Genomic DNA, 19,448 nt, shown 5'->3' with positions numbered 1-19,448 from the left:
CAGTCCGGTCACAGGCGACTGTATCGTAAAAGATCTCAGCAACCGCTCAAACCTCTAGGCTTGGGCGGTTCTGACGTTATTCTGGATGCAGTTGTTGGCAAGTGTCGCCGGATTAGGGCGAAGGGGTCATGGGCAAGTTCATTTGGTTGATAGTGGTAGGAGCCGTTCTGGCAGGGTGTAGTCGACAGTCTGCGTCCACACCAAAACCCGAGCTTGTGCAAGCCGTGCCGAACCCATCAGCCGTAGCCGTCGCCAGATTGGTCACGTACCCGCGATTTGGCGATAGCGACCCTTATGATTGGGAACGGCGCAAACCGACGTCCTATCCTATTCACGGTATAGATGTGTCACGTTGGCAGGGAGACATCGACTGGCGCAAAGTCCGGTCTGGCGGAGTGTCCTTTGCCTACATCAAGGCGACTGAGGGCGGTGATGTCATAGATCCCAAGTTCCGCGACTATTGGACCGGTGCACAGCGGGCAGGAGTGGCGCGTGGGGCCTATCACTATTTCTATTTTTGCCGACCGGCGGCCCAGCAGGCGCGCTGGTTTATCAAACATGTGCCACGCACCCAAAATGGGTTGCCGCACGTGCTGGACATGGAGTGGACGCCGCATTCCCCGACCTGCACCAAGCGCCCGGACGGTGCAACGGTGCGTCGAGAGGCCAAACGTTTCCTCGATATGCTAGAGGCGCATTATGGCCGTCGACCTGTGGTCTATACGACGGTTGATTTCTATCAGGATACGGGGATTGGACGTCTGGCGGGAACCGAGTTCTGGCTAAGGTCGGTCGCGGGCCATCCTGCACAGGTATATCCCGGAGCGTCCTGGCAGTTCTGGCAATACAGCGGCACCGGTAAGGTACCCGGTATTGCAGGGGATGTGGATCTGAATGTGTTCAGGGGCAACCCTGAGAGTTGGTTACGCTGGAGCAATCAGCTCTCTGCGTCGTAGGCAAACAGCTAAGATAGGCAACCGCCCCGAGGCTACATAAGCCCTAGGGCGGAAAACTGATTTATCGCCAGTCAAAGAAACCTTCGCCGGCGCGTTTCAACAGGTTTTCAGCCATCTCTCGGCCCAGATCTGCGCCATCTTCAACGGCGCAAGTCTCGTCCGCTGCAATGGCTTCACTGCCGTCAGGGCGCAGAACCTCGCCACGTAGTCGCAGGGTATTGCCATCCAGTTCAGCCAATCCGGCAATCGGCGTTTCGCAGGAGCCATCCAGCGCAGCAAGAAAGGCGCGTTCGGCAGCTAGACGTTGGCCTGTTTCAGTGTGATGCAGCGCGGCCAGCATCTCTGCGGTATTGTTGTCATTGCCACGACGCTCAATCCCAATGGCACCCTGCGCTACGGCGGGTAGCATGTCCTCGACACTGATTGCGGAGGCTGGAACGTCATCCATGTTCAACCGGTTCAGGCCTGCCATCGCAAGGAACGTGCATTCGGCCACGCCATCGCTCAGCTTTTTCAGCCGGGTCTGCACGTTACCGCGGAATTCCACCACTTTCAGATCTGGCCGACGGTTCAGCAACTGAGCGCGGCGGCGCAGTGACGAAGTGCCAACCACCGCCCCGGTGGAAAGCTGGTCCAGCCCTGATGCCCCCGGCGAAACAAATGCATCCCGCACGTCTTCGCGCGGCAGGTAAGTGTCCAGCAGTAACCCATCGGGTTGGGCGACTGGCATGTCCTTCATCGAATGCACCGCGATGTCGATCGCGCCGGACAGCAGGTCTTCTTCGATTTCTTTGGTGAACAGGCCTTTGCCACCCAGCTCTTTCAGCGGCTTGTCGGCCGCAATCAGCGCCTGATTGTCGCCTGACGTCTTGATGATGACGATTTCAAACGCCGCTTCGGGCAAATCAAACGCAGCAACCAGACGGCGGCGGGTTTCATAGGCCTGAGCCAGAGCCAGCGGCGAACCACGGGTGCCGATTTTCAGGGGCGAAGCGGGGGAGGGCAGCATCAATGTCATGGCGTCAGCCTTAATGTACTTTTCGGTCCAGTGGAAACTTCTATTGCATTTGCCGCACTGGTTATTTGTTCGCTTTGATGTAGGACAAAGAAAAGACGTATAGGGAAGGCTTATTTCGCGTCACATGGCCTCATATAGTTGCTAATCGCGGCTTGGCCTTGACAAAACACCGCTAAGGCCTGACCTCAGTCGGCAAGCGAGAGATGAGGAATGACATGGCCGAGACTAAAAAATTGCTGCGTTCACTGGCGGGTGAAACTCAGGATGTGCCGCCGATTTGGATGATGCGGCAAGCTGGGCGTTATCTGCCCGAGTATCGCGCCACCCGCGCGCAGGCCGGCGATTTCCTTAAGCTGTGTTACAATCCTGAATTGGCCGCCGAGGTCACGCTGCAACCGATCCGTCGCTATGGCTTTGATGCGGCGATTCTGTTTGCAGATATCCTATTGGTGCCACAGGCGCTGGGCGCCGATCTGTGGTTTGTCACTGGCGAAGGCCCGCGTCTGTCTACCGCGACCACACAGGCCGATTTCGACAAGTTGGGGCCGGTCAGCGATATTCACGAAGTCCTGAACCCGATCTACGAAACGGTCAAGATCCTGTCGCGCGAACTGCCGTCCGAAACTACCTTGATCGGTTTTGCTGGTGCGCCATGGACCGTGGCGACCTATATGATCGCCGGTCGTGGCACCCCGGATCAGGGGCCTGCGCACCTGCTGCGTGAAGAAAACAATGCCCTGTTCGAGGCACTGCTGGCGCGGATTACTGCGGCGACCATCGAATACCTGTCTTGCCAGATCGAGGCAGGTGCCGAAGTGGTCAAGATATTCGACAGCTGGGCTGGGTCACTCAAGGGCGATGCGTTTCAAAAATATGCGCTAGAGCCTGCACGTGAGATCACCGCCGCTCTAAAAGCGCGCCACCCGGGCATTCCTATCATCGGTTTCCCACGTGAAGCGGGTGAGCAGTATATCGGCTTTGCCAAAGCTACGGGTGTCGACTGTGTAGCACTAGATAACTCGGTCTCGCCGACCTGGGCTGCGCAAAACGTGCAAGTCGACGGCTGTGTTCAGGGCAATCTGGCCTCGCGCCATATGGTCACTGGCGGTCAGGATCTGGTAGATGAAACCCGTGCTATTGTTCAGGCGTTCAAAGGCGGAGCACATATCTTTAATCTGGGTCATGGCATTACACCGGATGCAGATCCGGACAACGTGCAGCTGATGATCGACACGGTTCGCGAAGGCTGATCTGTTGAGGGCGAGGGGCAAGCCCCTCGTTGGGCTCTGCCCGCTCACAGGCGAAACTGTCCACTGGACAGTTTCCAAGATGCCTGCTCGCCCCCGGGATATTTAGGGCCAGATGAAGCTGGATCCGGTCTTTGCCTTGTTGTGGCGCGCAGTTTCAGGCATGAGCGCGGCAACGAGTACCAGCTGAAAGGGTATGATCATGGATTACGGGAAAACCGGTGGGCCCCAAAAGGCGGGCAATAACGTACCTCGGCACAAAGAGCACAACGCCAAAGGGTCAAAGAAAAACCCGTTTGGCAAAAATGCATCCAAGGCAGAGCTGCTTGCGCGGATGAAGGCGGCAGCAGCTGCCAAGAAGCAGGACTGATCCTTAGTCGGTTATACCCAATTCAGACAGAATTTCAGCAGTGTGTTGGCCGCGTAACGGGCTGGGTGGTGCCGTCCAGTCTGGTTGGCCGGAAAATCGCGGGGCAGGGGCAGCTTGTAATGCGCCCTGCGCCGTAACCCATGTGGCGCGGTTGTTCATCGGATGGCTCATTGCCTCTTCGGGGTTCAACACCGGCGCAACGCAGGCATCACTGCCGTCGAACAGCCTAGCCCAGTGATCGCGCGGCTGGCTGGCAAATAGTCCTATCAGGCGGTCGGTCAGAGTAGGCCAGCTTTCGCGGTCATATTGCTTTTGAAATCCGGGGTCTTCGCTTAGCTCCAGCAGGCGCAGGAACTCGGCGTAGAATTTGGGCTCCAGACTTTGCACAGAAATAAACCCGCCATCCCCACATCGGTAAGTACGGCTCCAGTGTGGCCCATCGAGCAGGTTTTGCCCGCGCGTGATGCCAAAATTTCCGGTTTGGCGCATGGTCAGAAGCAGGTTCATCATATGGGCCGAGCCATCATAGATCGCCGCATCGACTTCGCAACCCTGACCCGTGGCTTTGGCCTTTAGGATCGCAGCCAGCATGCCCACCGCCAGGTACATGGCACCGCCACCAATATCGCCAACCAAAGTTGGCGGTGTTAGCGGCACATCGCCGGGGGCAGAACTGTACCACAGCGCCCCAGACAGCGAGATGTAATTGAGATCATGACCGGCCGTATGCGACAGCGCGCTATCCTGCCCCCAGCCAGTCATGCGACCAAACACCAGTGCTGGGTTCAGCGCCTGGCAGATATCTGGCCCTAACCCTAGCTTTTCCATCACGCCGGGGCGAAACCCTTCGATCAATCCGTCTGCTGTGGCTACCAGCGATTTGAAGGTCTGAACGTCATCGGCGTCTTTCAGGTTCAACTCGATGGATCGTTTGCCGCGATCCAGAATGGACCGTTCGGGCATCCCGGGCGTGACAGCGCCGCCCTTACGATGCACGCAGATGACGTCAGCGCCAAGGTCAGCCAGTAGCATGGCGGCAAAGGGTCCGGGGCCCAGGCCCTCGACCTCGATAATTCGAATGCCGTTCAGCATGTCTTAGTATCTCCCTCGGGCGCCTGTGCGGGCAATCTGGCGGGCTTTTTGCTGTTCGCGCAAGAATACAAACAAGCCAGCCCCCATGATCAGTAGCATGCCCAACCAAACTTCCCATTCTGGTAGCTCTGCCCAGAACAGCCAGCCCCACATCACCGCGAGGGGCAACCCGATGTATTCGAACGGGGCAACCGTGGCAGCGTCTGCCAGTCGATAGGCCTGGCTAAGGCAATACCCGATGATGGCAGCGTTAAAGCCTAGACCGATGAGCAAATAGCAATCGCTTGCACTAGGCCAGATCCAAGCCCGCAATAGGAACTGCAGCGAAGGATCGGCAACGCCTTGGGCATAACGGCCATCTCCAGCCACCGTGTAGAACCCAATAGACACTAGAATGAACGCGCCCTGCACATAAACCGCCAGCGCTGCCGCTTTGGTCGTGGCGCCCAGTTTTCGGGTGAATACCTGGTTCAGCGCATATGTCAGTGCCGCTAGCAATGGCATCAGCAATACAATGCGATCAATATCCGCAGTGTCACTTCCCTCCCACGGACGTTGCATAATGATAACGCCTATAAAGCCAACTACCACGGCGCCCATACGCATTACTCCGACCTTCTCGCCCAACAATGGGATCGACAGAAGTGTGATAAACAGCGGTGCCGCAAAAAACAGTGCTGTGACATTGGCTAGGGGCATCACCGATAATGCGACAAAAAACGACATGTTTGAAATCACCAGCATCAGACCTCGGATGCCATGAAGGACCGGATTTCGGGTCTTCAGAATCGAAAACCCACCTTCGACGTGAACCAGAACCAAAGTGAAAACCAGCGCGATAGAGGCGCGGGCAAAAACGATCTGGTGCAGTGCATAACCGCCAGATAATTGTTTTATAAGCACATCATTCAACGAAATCGCGGCCATCCCGGCAAGGATGAACAGAATTCCCTTGCGGGCTTCGATGGTGATTGTCTGGCTCATGATGGTGCTCCTCTCACGTGCTTGGCTATCACGCCAAGTGGTAAATGCGCGCGCAGTAGCGACACGCAAAGTCGATATGATCAATCGCTCGGTCGAGACTTGGCAGACGGGTAGCGGCAGGGGTAGGGTCGGGGGTAACGCAATGTCAGAAAGGACCAGCTATGCATATGAGTGACCAGAAACAGATCGCTGCTGATCCGGCCACTGTCTATGCTGCGCTGCTTAACTCAGAGGTCTTGATGGCCTGCGTGCCTGGTGCCAAAGAGGTGACCGGTTCACCTGACGACGGGTTCGAGGCGACGGTCACGCAGAAGGTTGGTCCGGTTAAGGCGACGTTCAAAGGCCATGTGACACTGTCCGATTTGGTTGAAAATGAAACGCTGACCATTGCGGGCGAAGGTAAGGGCGGCGCGGCAGGCTTTGCCAAGGGAGGCGCAGTGGTAACCCTGAGTGCCAGCGAGGTCGGTACCCTGCTGACCTATGATGTCGACGCCCGCGTCGGCGGAAAGCTAGCGCAATTGGGCAGCCGGTTAATCGACGGTTTTGCCAAAAAGATGGCCGATCAGTTCTTTACCAACCTGCAACAGGTCTTGTCCCCGGATGAAGACGCCGCAGAGAATGACACAGCCCCAGACGCTGGGAAAAAGAACGGCTGGTTAAAGAAAGTTATTGCCCGCAGCTAACCCCTGCACAGATGCACACCTACTTGCGCATCATTTTTTTGGCATGCCCCTCTGGTCGCTGAGGGTTCCAATGTTTACCTAGTTCCAAACTGATCAGTTCAGAACGGGAGCGTCATGCCTGCAATCCTTACCATCCGCGACTTGCGGAAATCATACTCTGGCGGGTTTGAGGCGCTGAAAGGCGTGACCCTGGACATCGAAGAAGGTGAAATCCTGGCGTTGCTTGGCCCTAACGGTGCAGGCAAGACAACTCTGATTTCGACGATTTGCGGAATCATCACGCCTAGCTCAGGTAGTGTGACAGTTGGCGGCCATGACATCATCAATGACTTCCGCGCTGCGCGGTCTCTGATCGGGCTGGTGCCACAGGAAATCAACCTGGAACCCTTTGAGACAGTCTGGAACACGGTTCGCTTTTCGCGTGGGCTGTTTGGCAAGTCGCGCAATGATGCGCTGATCGAGGACATCCTGCGTAAGCTATCGCTGTGGGACAAGCGCAAGAACCGGATTATGGAACTGTCTGGCGGCATGAAACGCCGGGTGCTGATCGCCAAGGCGCTAAGCCACGAGCCACGTGTGCTGTTCTTGGATGAACCCACCGCCGGCGTGGATGTCGAGCTGCGCAAGGATATGTGGAACATCGTCGCCGAGCTAAAGGCGACGGGCGTCACCATCATCCTCACCACGCACTACATCGAAGAGGCCGAGGCAATTGCCGATCGGGTTGGTGTAATCAATGCTGGTGCCCTGTTGCTGGTCGAGGAAAAAGAAAACCTGATGACCCGCATGGGCAAAAAGCAACTGGAAGTGCAACTGTCTGCTCCGGTCGCCGCCCTGCCAGAGGAACTGGCACACCACGATCTGCAACTGGCGAACGGCGGTGGTGCACTGATTTACACCTATGACACACGCGGGGAACGCACTGGCATTACCGCTTTGCTGAACGACGTTGCTCAGGCTGGCCTTGTGCTGGCAGATGTGCAAACCCGTCAATCCAGCCTAGAAGATATCTTTGTCGACCTCGTTTCAGGAGATGCCGCATGAACTGGACAGCAGTAGCATCCATCTACCGGTTTGAAATGGCCCGGTTCTTTCGCACCTTGATGCAGAGCTTTATGTCGCCTGTGCTGTCGACATCGTTATATTTCGTGGTTTTCGGCGCTGCCATCGGCAGCCGGATTGATCAGGTCGAGGGCATCGACTACGGCGCATTTATCGTGCCGGGCTTGATCATGCTCAGCGTGATGACACAGGCTATTTCCAACGCCTCGTTTGGGATCTACTTCCCCAAATTCATCGGGACTATCTATGAGTTGTTGTCGGCTCCGGTCAATTTTCTGGAGATCGTGCTGGGCTATGTCGGGGCAGCCGCAACCAAGGCCTTGTTTATCGGTGTGGTAATCTTGGCCACTGCGTCCCTGTTCGTGGATCTGACCATAGCCCATCCAATTGCGATGGTGCTGTTTATGCTGCTGACTTGCCTTAGCTTTGCGCTTCTGGGTTTCATCATAGGTATCTGGGCCGGTAATTTTGAACAGTTGCAGCTGGTTCCGCTGATGATTGTGACGCCATTGGTTTTCCTGGGCGGTTCGTTCTACTCGATCTCAATGCTGCCACCGATCTGGCAGAAGATCACTCTGTTCAATCCAGTGGTCTACCTTATCTCGGGGTTCCGCTGGGCGTTCTTCGATACAGCTGATGTGCCGGTGGGGCTTAGCTTGATGGCGATCGGTGGGTTTACGGTTGCCTGTATGGCCGTGATCTGGTGGATCTTCAAAACCGGCTGGCGCATTCGTTCCTAAAACAAGGTCTCCCGCCCGTCGCAGATGCATCTCTGATGCATTGCTCCCGTTGGGTGTAGCGCCACGCTATCGCGTGGCGCAGGGCGCGAAGCACCGTCCCGCGCGCTGACCTGTGTAACCAAGTCCGACCCGCACGCGTCAGCGTGCCATGCCCGCCCGTCTCAGGCATCCATTGGATGCCTGAGACGGGCGGGAGATCTTGTTTCACTGTGCCGCATAGGTGAACGTGCTGACTGAATGTTAACCAGCGCCTAAATGCGTTGCAAATTTACCCGCTCGTGTGTTGTTTTTTCACGCCGTGACGTTTCGCAGGCCGCCGATACCTTGTTTCGGGCGGGGGGGCGATCTACATCGGCTTAATGACATTACGCCTCCCCTTTCTCAAGAAACCGCCACTGGTCGCTGTCGTGCGTCTTTCTGGTGCAATCGGAATGCCTGGCCGTGGCGCGCTAAGTGACGCCGCTTTGGCCCCAGTATTCCACCGCGCATTTCGCAAGGGCAAACCTGCTGCCGTTGCGCTAGAGATCAATTCGCCCGGTGGCTCACCTGTGCAAAGCTCGCTGATCGGTGCCCGTATTCGCCGACTTTCTACCGAACTGAATGTGCCGGTTTACGCCTTTGTCGAGGACGTTGCCGCCTCGGGTGGGTATTGGCTGGCAGCTGCGGCGGACGAAATCTGGGCTGACGACAGTTCTGTTCTGGGTTCGATCGGGGTTATTTCGTCCGGTTTCGGCGCCCATGAACTCTTGGCTCGCCAAGGGGTAGAGCGGCGGGTCTATACCGCAGGTGAAAGCAAATCGATGCTAGATCCGTTCCGCCCTGAAAACGCCGAAGACGTGGCGCGGCTGAAGGTGCTACTGGGTGACATCCACCAAAACTTTATCAAGCATGTGACCACGCGCCGCGAGGGCAAGCTGACCGAAGAACAAAACCTGTTCACTGGCGAGATTTGGCTGGCGCGCCGGGCAGCGGAATTGGGATTGATCGACGGCATCGCCCATCTCAAACCCAAAATGCAGGACATATTTGGCGAGAAAGTTCGCTTTCGTCGCTACGGTATGAAAAAGCCGTTGCTCAGCCGGTTTGGTGTGTCGATGGCGCAAGAGGCGCTAGGCAGCATTGAGGAACGCGCGGCTTTTGCGCGTTTTGGCCTCTGAAATGATCTTCAAGATTGTTTCTCTGTTTCTGGTGGGAATGGCTGTGCTGGCAATGTTCGGCAAGCTCAGGTTCCCCGGACAAAAGCGGCTGCAATCAGCCCGGTGCCCCAAATGTGGGCGCTTTAAGATAGGTAAAGGGCCCTGTGCCTGCGGAAAAGGACGTCGCGGATGATGATGCCATGGCTGATGTCAGGCTTGGGCTTGGTAATCTTGTTGCTAGCCGGGGATGCGCTGGTGCGCGGGGCAGTAAACCTAAGCCTCCGGCTGGGTGTGCCAGCATTGATAGTAAGTTTGACAATCGTTGCCTTTGGCACCTCTGCCCCAGAGCTGTTGATCGCCATCCAAGCGGTGGCAGAGCATGCCCCAAGTATCGCACTTGGTAATGTTGTAGGGTCAAACACGGCCAACATCTTGCTGGTCTTGGGTGTACCTGCAATTCTAACTGGCCTACACACCAGCGAATGCGATAGCCGGAAAAATTACATTTACATGCTGATCGCGTCGGTCCTGTTCATCGGACTTGCGTTCTGCGGCGTGTTTACAATCTGGTCGGGACTGGTGCTGTTGGCCGCTTTGGCCATAGTTCTGGGCATGGCTTTCCGCGAGGCGCGGGATCATCGTCGGTGCTGTGATGATGGCGCAGATGACCTAGAGGACATCGAGGAAGCAGACCCCAATATGCCCTATTGGCGGGTTGGGGTATATCTGGTTCTGGGCCTAATTGGCCTGCCGCTGGGGGCTCATATTCTGGTCGACAATGGAACCGAGATCGCCCGCACATACCATGTCAGCGAACGGGTGATCGGCCTGACGCTGATTGCCATAGGTACTTCGTTGCCCGAATTGGCCACAACTGTAATGGCCGCATTGCGACGTCAGGCGGATGTAGCTCTGGGCAATGTGATCGGCTCGAACATGTTCAATCTGTTGGCTATCGTTGGTGTTGCTACATTTATCGGGCCAATTCCGGTCAAATCTGCGTTTCTGACGTTTGACCTGTGGGTTATGCTAGGGGCGTCGCTATTGCTGGTTCCATTTGTGTTCCTTAAGCAAGACATCACCCGAGCCTGGGGTTTCGTCTTGTCGGGGCTTTATCTAGCTTACATGGCGATGGTTCTGTAGAGCAGGTGCCGTTGGGCAAAGGTGAATTGATCGTGCGAATTGGTTGCAGACTCGGTTAGCGTCTGCGCTGGGGCTGACATAAACAAGGCTGGGATACGCTCTGGACGTCAGCAATCGCCAATGGGCAGGGGGCGGTGCGCAGTGTGGCGCGGAGGCTGATTAAGTTGCCGAGAGGCCAGTCAATACGCTGGATGGATCGGTGGCTTCTGGGCGGTTGATTTGGGGCGATGGCAGCAGTATTTGGGCTGGAAAACCTCTGATAGGGTTGATTGCGAGTAGACTGTTTCTGTGCTGTAATCGCGCAAACTGCAAAAAGTTTTGCACCGGCAGTAATTTCTTCGAGGAAATGTAACGAAAATGTGTTATTTTTCAATGTGTTACTAAACCTTAAAAAGATAGTCTAATAATTTCAATCGCTTATAATCGTGCCTAATAATTGAGCAGAATTGTATATTCACCCGTTTCCAACGAAAACTGCCGCTTAAACAAAAGATATCTCCACAGTTATCCACAGGATCGGTGGATTTGTTAGCGCTTGAACTGCGCGGTTGAACGTTGCAGCGCAGGGCAGGGAATCATATCTCTGGTAACATGACTGATTCACCCACCTCTGAGCCACTTAAGCCAACCACCGGATATGCCGTTGTGTTGGGGTACCTGAAGACTTTGGATGGGTCTCCCGGCGTGTATCGGATGCTCGATGCCGAGAACCGAGTGCTCTATGTAGGCAAGGCACGCAACCTGCGTGCGCGGGTGTCCAATTACAGCCGCCCCGGCAACAGTCCGCGTATCGAGCGGATGATTGCTCTGACCACGTCGATGATGTTCCTGACCACGCGCACTGAAACCGAAGCGCTGTTGCTGGAACAGAACCTGATTAAGCAGCTCAAGCCGAAATACAACGTGCTGCTGCGCGACGACAAAAGCTTTCCGAATATCCTGCTGGGAAAAACGCACGACTACCCGCAAATCAAAAAACACCGCGGCGCGCGCAAGGAAAAGGGCAGCTATTTTGGCCCCTTTGCCAGCGCCGGGGCCGTGAACCGAACCCTGAACCAGCTGCAAAAGGCATTTCTACTGCGCAATTGTACTGACCCGATGTTTGAGAGCCGCACTAGGCCGTGCCTGCAATATCAGATCAAACGGTGCTCGGCGCCCTGTACCGGCGAAATCAGCCAAGAAGACTATGCCGACAGCGTGCGTGATGCCGAACGTTTCTTGTCAGGACGTTCAACCAAAGTGCAGGAAGATCTGGCGGAGCAAATGATGGCGGCATCCGAAGCTATGGAATTTGAACGCGCTGCTGCCTTGCGTGACCGTATCAAGGCTTTGACACAGGTTCAGACGGCGCAGGGTATCAACCCACGAGGCGTGGCCGAGGCGGATATCATTGGGCTTCACATGGATGGCGGTCAGGCCTGCGTGCAGGTCTTCTTTGTCCGTGCCAATCAGAACTGGGGAAATCAAGATTTCTACCCACGGGTCGGCGCGGACGTTAGCCCGGCTGAGGTGATGGAGGCCTTCATTGGTCAGTTCTACGATAACAAAGAACCACCACGGCAATTGATCCTGTCGGACGGTATCGAAAATGAAGACCTGATGATTGAAGCGCTAAGCGGCAAGGTCTCGCACAAGGTTGAGATCATCACCCCGCAGCGCGGTGAAAAGGCTGAACTGATCGCCTTTGCCGTCCGCAATGCCCGCGAATCTCTGGCCCGTCGCATGTCTGAAAGCGCCACCCAGGCCAAGCTATTGCGCGGCTTGGCTGAAGCCTTTGACCTGGAAGGCCCTCCCAATCGGATAGAGGTCTACGACAACTCACATATTCAGGGCACCAATGCAGTAGGGGGCATGATTGTGGCCGGCCCCGAAGGGTTCATGAAAAACGCCTACCGCAAATTCAACATCAAGGGCGACGATCTGGTCCCCGGTGATGACTTTGGCATGATGAAGGAAGTGCTGCACCGCCGCTTCTCGCGCCTGCAAAAGGAAGACCCGGACCGCAGCAAAGGCCATTGGCCTGACCTGCTGTTGATCGACGGCGGCGCCGGGCAGGTCTCGGCGGTCGAAGAAATCATGCAAGAACACGGCGTTGGCGACATCCCAATGGTGGGTGTTGCCAAGGGGGTCGACCGTGACCACGGCAAGGAAGAATTCCACCGTACCGGCCAGCGCCCTTTTGCCCTGCAACGCAACGATCCCGTACTCTATTTCGTGCAGCGCATGCGAGACGAGGCCCACCGCTTTGCCATCGGCACTCACCGTGCCAAACGCGCCAAGGCCATTGGCGCCACACCACTCGATGATGTGCCGGGTGTTGGCGCCAGTCGCAAGCGCGCCTTGCTGGCGCATTTCGGCAGTGCCAAGGCCGTAAGCCGCGCTAATCTGTCTGATCTTAAGGTGGTCGATGGTGTTTCGGTTGCGCTGGCGCAGCGAATATATGACTTCTTTCAGGATAAATGATGCCGCAACGTTCTGAAAATAGGACAAGATCCGACCTTCATCTGGCCCTAAATATCCCCGCCGGAGGCATCTGTCCCTTTCGGGACAGATTTTGTCTGCATCGGCTTTCCACTCGTGCGCGGGCAAGCTAAGGTCCGCCCATGACATGGACTGTACCTAATATTCTGACTTTGCTTCGTCTGGTGGCCGCTCCTGGTCTTGCTGTGATGTTCCTTTATTTCAGTCGGCCCTATGCAGATTGGTTTGCATTGATGTTGTTCGTCGTTGCAGCGCTGACCGACTGGGTCGATGGGTATCTTGCCCGAACATGGAAGCAGGAAACCAAACTGGGTGCCATGCTGGATCCGATCGCGGACAAGGCGATGGTGGTGATCGCCCTGATGGTGATAGTTGGCTATTCTTCGATGTCGCCCTGGCTGGTGCTACCCGCCACCTTTATCCTGTTTCGCGAGGTTTTCGTCTCGGGCCTGCGTGAATTCCTTGGGGACACAGCCGGCACGTTGAAAGTAACCCAGCTGGCTAAGTGGAAGACGACCGCTCAGATGGTGGCGATTGCTGTGCTTTTCGCTCAGGGGATTTTTGAACATTACCTGGGCATGGCAGCCTGGGGAATGGACCAGCCTTTGGTCGATCAAATCATGCTGGGCGAGGTCGAAGACTTGCAAGGTATTCGTTGGAAATTTGAGGCTATGGTTTGGACGGGCCGAGTTGGTTTGTGGTTGCTCTGGATTGCTGCTGCGCTGACACTGATTACCGGTGCCGACTACCTGCGTAAGGCCTTCCCACATCTGAAAGAAAGCACCTGATGAACGTTCTCTATTTTGCTTGGGTTCGCGAACGCATCGGCCTGCCACGTGAACGTGTTGAAACCAATGCCACCACAGTCGCGGCATTGGTAGAGGAGCTACGCGCCCGTGAGGACCGCTATGCTGCTGCCTTTTCCGACCTGTCGGCCCTGCGGGTGGCCTTGGATCAAGAGCTGAGTGATTTTGACGCTTCGCTGGATGGCGTGCGCGAAGTGGCATTCTTCCCTCCGATGACAGGCGGCTGATCCAATGCGGGTATCAGTACAGGAAGAAATCTTTGACTTGGGTGTTGAGGCCGAGACCTTTGCCCAAGCCAACAATGGTTCAGGCGCCATAGTCACCTTTACTGGAATTGTCCGAGATGCGGATCAGGGCGGATTGGTGGCGATGGAAATCGAACACTATCCCGGCATGACGCTCAAAGCGTTGACTGAAATCGCGCAGACTGCCAAAGACCGCTGGTCGCTGGGTGACGCGCTGGTCATTCACAGGTATGGCCGTCTGGAACTGGGTGAACAGATCATGATGGTCGCGACCGCCTCACGGCATCGCAAGGATGCGTTTGAAGCGGCTGAGTATTTGATGGATTATCTGAAGTCCCGAGCTCCGTTCTGGAAAAAGGAAATTTTGCACGACGGGGCGGCAGATTGGGTTGCATCCAAGGACGAAGACGAGGACGCATTGACCCGCTGGTAGCGGCTCCCGCCCGTCGTACGATCACTACATGATCTACTCCCGTTGGGCCGCGCGCGGACTGCGTCCGCGCGACATCGCCCCGGTTGAGATCGACATTCTATCAGGCGGCTGAGGACTTTGGTGTCTTTGTCGTCACCATAGGCTCTGACGCGGATGCTTCGGGAACGTCCAGATGTGTTGGGCTTTGCCCGGATATGTGCCGATCAAAGGCCATGTCTAAGCCCAGTTCCAGCGATCGGGTGATTTTCTGAGTATCAAACAGCGGTGCCCGTCGCCCAAGGGTTTTCAGCTTGCTGCGCAGCGACAGGAGACTGTCGGGGGATGTCGCGAGATCCATGGCGCAGGATTCGTAATCTGCCGTGGTCTGAGTGATGAGTTCTGGCAGACCGACTGCATCCAGCAGGCTTGCACCGACACGAGCGGCAAACTGCTGCCCAGCGAGGGTCAAAACTGGCAAGCCAGCCCAGAGTGCATCACTGGCCGTTCGATGGGCGTTGCAGGTGAATGTATCAAGGTACAAGTCTGCGATCTTGTGCCGCGCAAGGTGTTCCGGTTTTGGCATCCTGTCTGCGAAAATCAACCGCGCCGGGTCGATACCCTGTTCGGAGGCTTCGCGCTGAAGGTTGGACATGGATTGGTCGCAGCTTCGCATCAGCCACAGAACGCTGCCTTCGACCTGTGACAGCAATCGCATCCAGATGCCGAATTCCTGCGAGGTGATTTTGTGGTTGCTGCCAAAGTTGCAAAACACAAACGCGTCGTCGGGTAGGTCGCAGGCCTGCCGGGTAAGCTGTCGGCTAGAGATCAGACGTTGATCGTCATTGAGCTGAAAGCTGTCCGGCATGCGGATCAGATGCTCGCAGTAGAAACGTTCGCTTCCTGGCGGGCAAACGGTGTGATCGCCAATCAGATAGTCAAAGGCGGTGTTCCCCATGGTTCCGGGGTGGCCCAAATAGGACATATGCAAAGAAGCCAGCGGGCTGGCAAAAATCGAGCTGCGGCTGTCCTGAGTGTAACCGCTTAGGTCCACAGCAATGTCGAGTTTGTCTGCCTGTGCAATTGCAATGATCTCGGCATTGCTGTTGCCTTGCACATTGCGGAACCGGGCTAGGTTCTCGGACATGCGAACAGGCAGATCTACCTGTCGGCTGGTTCCATAGGAATAGGCGAAGGCCTCAAACCGGTTCATGTCATGATTTTCAATCAGGCCATTCAACTGGTTCCGGTCGACCTGAGCCCCAATGTCTGATGCAAAGTAACCGATCCGAAGGCGGTTTGGCCGCTGGGACACCCGGGCCGGCGGGCGAGGGGTGATAGGGCCAAATTCCTGCGCGGCAAAGGCATGGGTGCGCAGCCGTAGCAGGTCCGGATTGTCTTCGAGTGTGATGAGGGAAAGCGGATCACAACCGATGCCGTGCAGGCCAAGGAGCTTGCGGTGCTCCTGATACTCTGTTGACCAGCTCCAGTCGTTGATATGTGCCATCTGGTTCATCTTAAGAACGCGGGCTGCATCGTTATTTGGGTCGTTTTCCAGAACCTCGCTGAAATTCCTGATAGCGGCGGCGTGGTTGCCTTGCTCGGCGTTGATTTGACCTAGGCCGAATTGAGCGTCAGCAAAGCCTGGATCAATCGAGATTGCAGACATGTAGCCCTGTTTTGCGGCATCTAGCTGCCCCAATTGGTAAAGGGCCTCGGCGCGGCTAAAGTGAAGTACCGGGTCCTTTGGTTCTAGGCTAATTGCTGCTGACAGGTGTTTGTCCGCAGCAGAAAACTGTCCCAAGGACGCAAGAAGTGTTCCCAAGTTTGAACGTGCAGTCAGATGCTTGGGCGCTAGCTCAACCGCCTTGCGGTACTGGGTGGCAGCCTCGTCGATTTTGTTATCTTTCTCGGACGCTTCACCGAGCAATGACCATAGCTCACCCAGTTGTGGCGCAACGGCAGTGGCGCGGGTCAGGCAGATCGCCGACTTTTCGAAGGCGCCCAGTTCCAGATAGCATCGTCCCAATAGTGCCCAAAGGAACAGAGATTTCTGCCGGGAACGCACCATTTCGGCGGCCCCGTTGGCGGTGGCACGAAGCCGTCCCGCAATAAAACCGTTGGATAGTCTTACCAGTTCCGAAACTGGCGGTTCGGCTGGCTTCTTTAGGAGGGTGGGCAATGTCGCCAGCGGCGCCATTTCCGGGCTTGCCGTTGAGTTGCACCGAAGAACATTGCGGAGTGTTTCAGTTACACCGTTCAGGTCGTCGATTTGGTTCAGCTGATTGGTTGTGTTTGAAGACTGGGCGAGAGCCATGGATTTCTACCTCACTGATCACGCTATACCCATTAAAGACCCTTCTGAGGTCGGGTAGGATTGCCCCCTACATAGGTGAGTAGAATTAACATTGAATTGACTGCAATCGGCTCTGGCCCAACGCACTATGGGGCTTGGCGCGGATAGCAGGGCTGCGGGCATCGAACAGGGCTTGAATTCCGTGGTGCCACGAGCTAAGTCGTTTGCTGATTGTTAGCAGAGAGAACCAGCCAAATGGCCACTATTAATCCAGTTCAGTTCATCCAGCAGGTTCGGGCCGAGGTCTCCAAAATCGTCTGGCCGACCCGCCGTGAAGTTCTGCTGACCACCGTAATGGTCTTTATCATGGCTGCGCTGACGGCTGTGTTCTTTGCTCTGGTCGATATCATTATCCGCTTTGGGCTGTCTGGCGTGCTGGATATGTTCAAGTAGGCCATGCTGACGGATGGGGCGTTGATGCTTCATCGAAAAGAAGGCGTACCTCTTGATCTCGTCTCGATTGGCGGGTAGGTGGGCCATGTCTAAAACAGAGGCGTGCGGCGATTCGTGTTGCGCGCCGATTTTTGTTAAGATGCAGCAAGCGGCTGCAACGGAAATTCAAGCGACGGCAAGGCAATGGTGCCAACCCGACAGAACAAGGACGGTCAGTTTCATGGCGAAACGGTGGTATACGGTCAGCGTGCTTTCGAACTTCGAAAAGAAGATCGCAGAACAGATTCGCACGACGGCTGAAGAAACTGGTCTGGATGGTGACATCGACGAGGTTCTGGTGCCTACCGAAGAAGTGATCGAAGTCCGTCGCGGTAAAAAGGTGACCACCGAGCGTCGCTTTATGCCGGGTTATGTTCTGGTCCACATGGAAATGAGCGACCACGGATACCACCTGATCAACTCGATCAACCGCGTTACTGGCTTCTTGGGTCCGCAGGGCCGTCCGATGCCAATGCGTGACGCCGAGGTGAACCAGATTCTGAACCGCGTGCAGGAAGGCGAAGAAGCGCCTCGTACACTTATCCACTTTGAAGTGGGTGAGAAGGTCAAGGTCAACGAAGGTCCGTTCGAAGACTTCGACGGTATGGTTGAGGAAGTTGACGAAGATAACCAGCGCCTCAAGGTTACTGTTTCGATCTTTGGTCGGGAAACCCCGGTCGAATTGGAATTCACTCAGGTTACTAAACAGGGCTGAGTTAGCCAAATGGTGAAGTGATTGCACGCCCCGAGGGATATCCTTCGGGGCTTTTTTGTTGGGTGGAAGTGCCAGTCGTTATTGTGCCTGTAACGCTCACCTTGCCCGAATCTCGCATTCAGCTAGCATGGGGACATTAACGTCACCAATCCACTATGATGGCCGGGGAATTTTTTGGCGCACTCATTTGAGCAATACGTCCCTTCCGAAGAAGGCGGTGTTCCAGCATCAAAGTCGGTTAATGCGACAGCTCGCGAACGTGCCTTGCAAGAGATTTTGGAGGTCATCAGCCAATCTCGCGATGACGACCAGCCGGTGTTCGAGGCTATTCTCGACCACGCTCAGGCGCTTTGTAATGCGCCGATGTCTGCATTGATCTTGGCGCAGGCCGGTGACGACCACCAAGTTCTTGCGGCCTATCGTGGCCTGTTTCCCAAAGCCGTTGAGCTGTTTGAGACCGGGCAAATGGTGTTGGATGTGTCAGTGTCCTATGCGGCAAAATCCATCATTGAGGAGCGCTTGGTTGTTTTGCCTGATATGCGGGACAGCGACCTCTATAAGGCCAATAGTCCGGTGGTGCGATCCATGGTCGATCATTCTTCGATACGAAGCGTGGTGTTTGTACCGTTGCTCCAGAATGGCAAGGCTATCGGAAACATCACCCTGTTTCGTCAGGAGGTATGCCCATTCAGCGAACAAGAGGTTGCTCTGGTACAGGCTTTCGCATCTCAGGCTGTGATTGCGATTGAGAATGCGCGCCAGTTCAAGGCCTTGGAGCAGCTCAATGCTGAGTTGGAGGGAAGGGTGCAGGCGCAGGTGGGGGAAATTGAGCGGATAGGCAAGCTCAAGCGGTTTCTTCCGCCAGCGGTTGCTGACGCCATTATTCAATCCGGTTCCGAGAAAGTGTTGTCCAGCCATCGCGTGCTGTTGGGGGTGTTGTTTTGTGACATCCGCGGATTTACGGCGTTTTGTGAAACGGCGGAACCAGAGGAAACCATAGACGTCCTGCAAACCTATCACGAAGAGATGGGGCGACTGATCAATGTCCATGGCGCCGGTGTGGACCATAGGATGGGGGACGGCATCATGGCTTTGTTCAACGATCCGCTGAAATGTGACGACCCGGCAGGGGATGCGGTTAGGTTGGCTGTCGCAATGTGCGAGCGGATGAAAGAGCTCTGCGCGCAATGGCAGCGCCTTGGGTATCGTCTCGGGTTTGGGGTTGGCGTGTCGTTAGGTTATGCCACGGTGGGGATCGTTGGCTTCGAAGACAGGTTTGACTACACAGCATCGGGCACCGCGATCAATTTGGCTGCTCGATTGTGTGATGAGGCAAAGGACGGAGAGATTCTGCTGAGTCCAAAGGCTGGTATCGCGGTTGAGACGCAGTTTGAAGTTGCGTCCAGAGGGGCGCAGACTTTTAAAGGAATTCGGGAGCCGGTAGAGGTTTTTCAGCTTTTGCATCCGGTTTGAGGGGCTGAGCGGCGCTTCCACAGATCATTGTCGGTTTGATTTGTCAGCTCCCCTTGTCAATATCTCAAAACAGGCGTACACGCCGCCATTATCGTCTTCG

The 19,448-nt window shown here is 55.8% G+C and carries 19 protein-coding genes; 15 read left to right on the top strand and 4 right to left on the bottom strand.

The window, feature by feature from the left end:
• The first annotated feature begins 128 nt into the window (after positions 1 to 128).
• Positions 129 to 956 carry a glycoside hydrolase family 25 protein gene (locus DL239_RS07955; protein ID WP_167683483.1) on the top strand — a complete coding sequence of 276 codons (828 nt, stop codon included), beginning with the start codon at positions 129 to 131 and terminating at the stop codon, positions 954 to 956.
• A gap of 61 nt (positions 957 to 1,017) precedes the next feature.
• Here the strand turns inward: DL239_RS07955 and hemC are convergent, their stop codons facing one another.
• A complete protein-coding gene (gene hemC / locus DL239_RS07950; protein WP_167683482.1) occupies positions 1,018 to 1,974 on the bottom strand; it encodes a hydroxymethylbilane synthase in 957 nt (318 codons plus the stop codon).
• 215 nt (positions 1,975 to 2,189) lie between these two features.
• On the opposite strand from hemC, the gene hemE reads away from it, so the two are divergent.
• Complete coding sequence (gene hemE / locus DL239_RS07945) at positions 2,190 to 3,224, top strand: uroporphyrinogen decarboxylase (RefSeq protein ID WP_167683481.1); 1,035 nt, start codon at positions 2,190 to 2,192, stop codon at positions 3,222 to 3,224.
• 199 nt (positions 3,225 to 3,423) lie between these two features.
• Complete coding sequence (locus DL239_RS07940) at positions 3,424 to 3,591, top strand: hypothetical protein (protein ID WP_167683480.1); 168 nt, start codon at positions 3,424 to 3,426, stop codon at positions 3,589 to 3,591.
• Positions 3,592 to 3,594: 3 nt separating this feature from the next.
• Here the strand turns inward: DL239_RS07940 and DL239_RS07935 are convergent, their stop codons facing one another.
• Positions 3,595 to 4,683: a CaiB/BaiF CoA transferase family protein gene (locus DL239_RS07935; RefSeq protein ID WP_167683479.1), complete on the bottom strand. Its 1,089-nt coding sequence runs from the start codon at positions 4,681 to 4,683 to the stop codon at positions 3,595 to 3,597.
• A 3-nt stretch (positions 4,684 to 4,686) separates the two neighbouring features.
• A complete protein-coding gene (locus DL239_RS07930) occupies positions 4,687 to 5,667 on the bottom strand; it encodes a DMT family transporter (protein WP_167683478.1) in 981 nt (326 codons plus the stop codon).
• Positions 5,668 to 5,828: 161 nt separating this feature from the next.
• Here DL239_RS07930 and DL239_RS07925 point away from each other — a divergent pair, with 161 nt between their 5' ends.
• The 9 genes from DL239_RS07925 (at position 5,829) to DL239_RS07885 (ending at position 14,396) form a co-directional block, all read left to right on the top strand.
• The gene (locus DL239_RS07925; protein WP_167683477.1) at positions 5,829 to 6,350 is read left to right on the top strand and encodes an SRPBCC family protein; all 522 of its coding nucleotides are present in this window, start codon (positions 5,829 to 5,831) and stop codon (positions 6,348 to 6,350) included.
• Positions 6,351 to 6,464: 114 nt separating this feature from the next.
• Positions 6,465 to 7,394 carry an ABC transporter ATP-binding protein gene (locus DL239_RS07920; RefSeq protein ID WP_167683476.1) on the top strand — a complete coding sequence of 310 codons (930 nt, stop codon included), beginning with the start codon at positions 6,465 to 6,467 and terminating at the stop codon, positions 7,392 to 7,394.
• Positions 7,391 to 8,152 (top strand): ABC transporter permease, encoded by a 762-nt coding sequence (locus tag DL239_RS07915; RefSeq protein ID WP_167683475.1) that lies wholly within the window; start codon positions 7,391 to 7,393, stop codon positions 8,150 to 8,152. The genes DL239_RS07920 and DL239_RS07915 overlap by 4 nt, the downstream gene beginning before the upstream one ends.
• 359 nt (positions 8,153 to 8,511) lie before the next feature.
• Entirely contained in the window at positions 8,512 to 9,309 is a 798-nt protein-coding gene (locus DL239_RS07910; protein ID WP_167683474.1) for a S49 family peptidase, read from the top strand.
• A 171-nt stretch (positions 9,310 to 9,480) separates the two neighbouring features.
• Positions 9,481 to 10,431, top strand: coding sequence for a calcium/sodium antiporter (locus DL239_RS07905; protein ID WP_167683646.1), 951 nt, complete (start codon positions 9,481 to 9,483; stop codon positions 10,429 to 10,431).
• 591 nt (positions 10,432 to 11,022) lie between these two features.
• Entirely contained in the window at positions 11,023 to 12,894 is a 1,872-nt protein-coding gene (gene uvrC / locus DL239_RS07900; RefSeq protein WP_167683473.1) for an excinuclease ABC subunit UvrC, read from the top strand.
• Positions 12,895 to 13,034: 140 nt separating this feature from the next.
• Entirely contained in the window at positions 13,035 to 13,700 is a 666-nt protein-coding gene (gene pgsA / locus DL239_RS07895) for a CDP-diacylglycerol--glycerol-3-phosphate 3-phosphatidyltransferase (protein ID WP_167683472.1), read from the top strand.
• The gene (gene moaD, locus DL239_RS07890) at positions 13,700 to 13,945 is read left to right on the top strand and encodes a molybdopterin converting factor subunit 1 (RefSeq protein WP_167683471.1); all 246 of its coding nucleotides are present in this window, start codon (positions 13,700 to 13,702) and stop codon (positions 13,943 to 13,945) included. Before pgsA ends, moaD begins: the two co-directional genes overlap by 1 nt.
• 4 nt (positions 13,946 to 13,949) lie before the next feature.
• Positions 13,950 to 14,396, top strand: coding sequence for a molybdenum cofactor biosynthesis protein MoaE (locus tag DL239_RS07885; RefSeq protein WP_167683470.1), 447 nt, complete (start codon positions 13,950 to 13,952; stop codon positions 14,394 to 14,396).
• 100 nt (positions 14,397 to 14,496) lie between these two features.
• Here the strand turns inward: DL239_RS07885 and DL239_RS07880 are convergent, their stop codons facing one another.
• Positions 14,497 to 16,689, bottom strand: a complete 2,193-nt coding sequence (locus DL239_RS07880; RefSeq protein ID WP_167683469.1) for an O-linked N-acetylglucosamine transferase, SPINDLY family protein — start codon at positions 16,687 to 16,689, stop codon at positions 14,497 to 14,499.
• A gap of 234 nt (positions 16,690 to 16,923) precedes the next feature.
• Between DL239_RS07880 and secE the strand changes: the two genes are divergently transcribed.
• The 3 genes from secE (at position 16,924) to DL239_RS07865 (ending at position 19,348) form a co-directional block, all read left to right on the top strand.
• On the top strand, positions 16,924 to 17,121 hold the full coding sequence (secE, locus tag DL239_RS07875) for a preprotein translocase subunit SecE (RefSeq protein WP_167683468.1): 198 nt from the start codon (positions 16,924 to 16,926) through the stop codon (positions 17,119 to 17,121).
• A 220-nt stretch (positions 17,122 to 17,341) separates the two neighbouring features.
• Positions 17,342 to 17,875: a transcription termination/antitermination protein NusG gene (nusG, locus tag DL239_RS07870; RefSeq protein WP_167683467.1), complete on the top strand. Its 534-nt coding sequence runs from the start codon at positions 17,342 to 17,344 to the stop codon at positions 17,873 to 17,875.
• A gap of 174 nt (positions 17,876 to 18,049) precedes the next feature.
• A complete protein-coding gene (locus tag DL239_RS07865) occupies positions 18,050 to 19,348 on the top strand; it encodes an adenylate/guanylate cyclase domain-containing protein (protein ID WP_167683466.1) in 1,299 nt (432 codons plus the stop codon).
• Positions 19,349 to 19,448: the final 100 nt, after the last annotated feature.

It is taken from the genome of Parasedimentitalea denitrificans, assembly GCF_011813015.1.
Lineage (GTDB): Bacteria > Pseudomonadota > Alphaproteobacteria > Rhodobacterales > Rhodobacteraceae > Parasedimentitalea > Parasedimentitalea denitrificans.
Note: the sequence above shows the minus strand (reverse complement) of the source record. Positions and strands in the feature narration are given on the sequence as shown.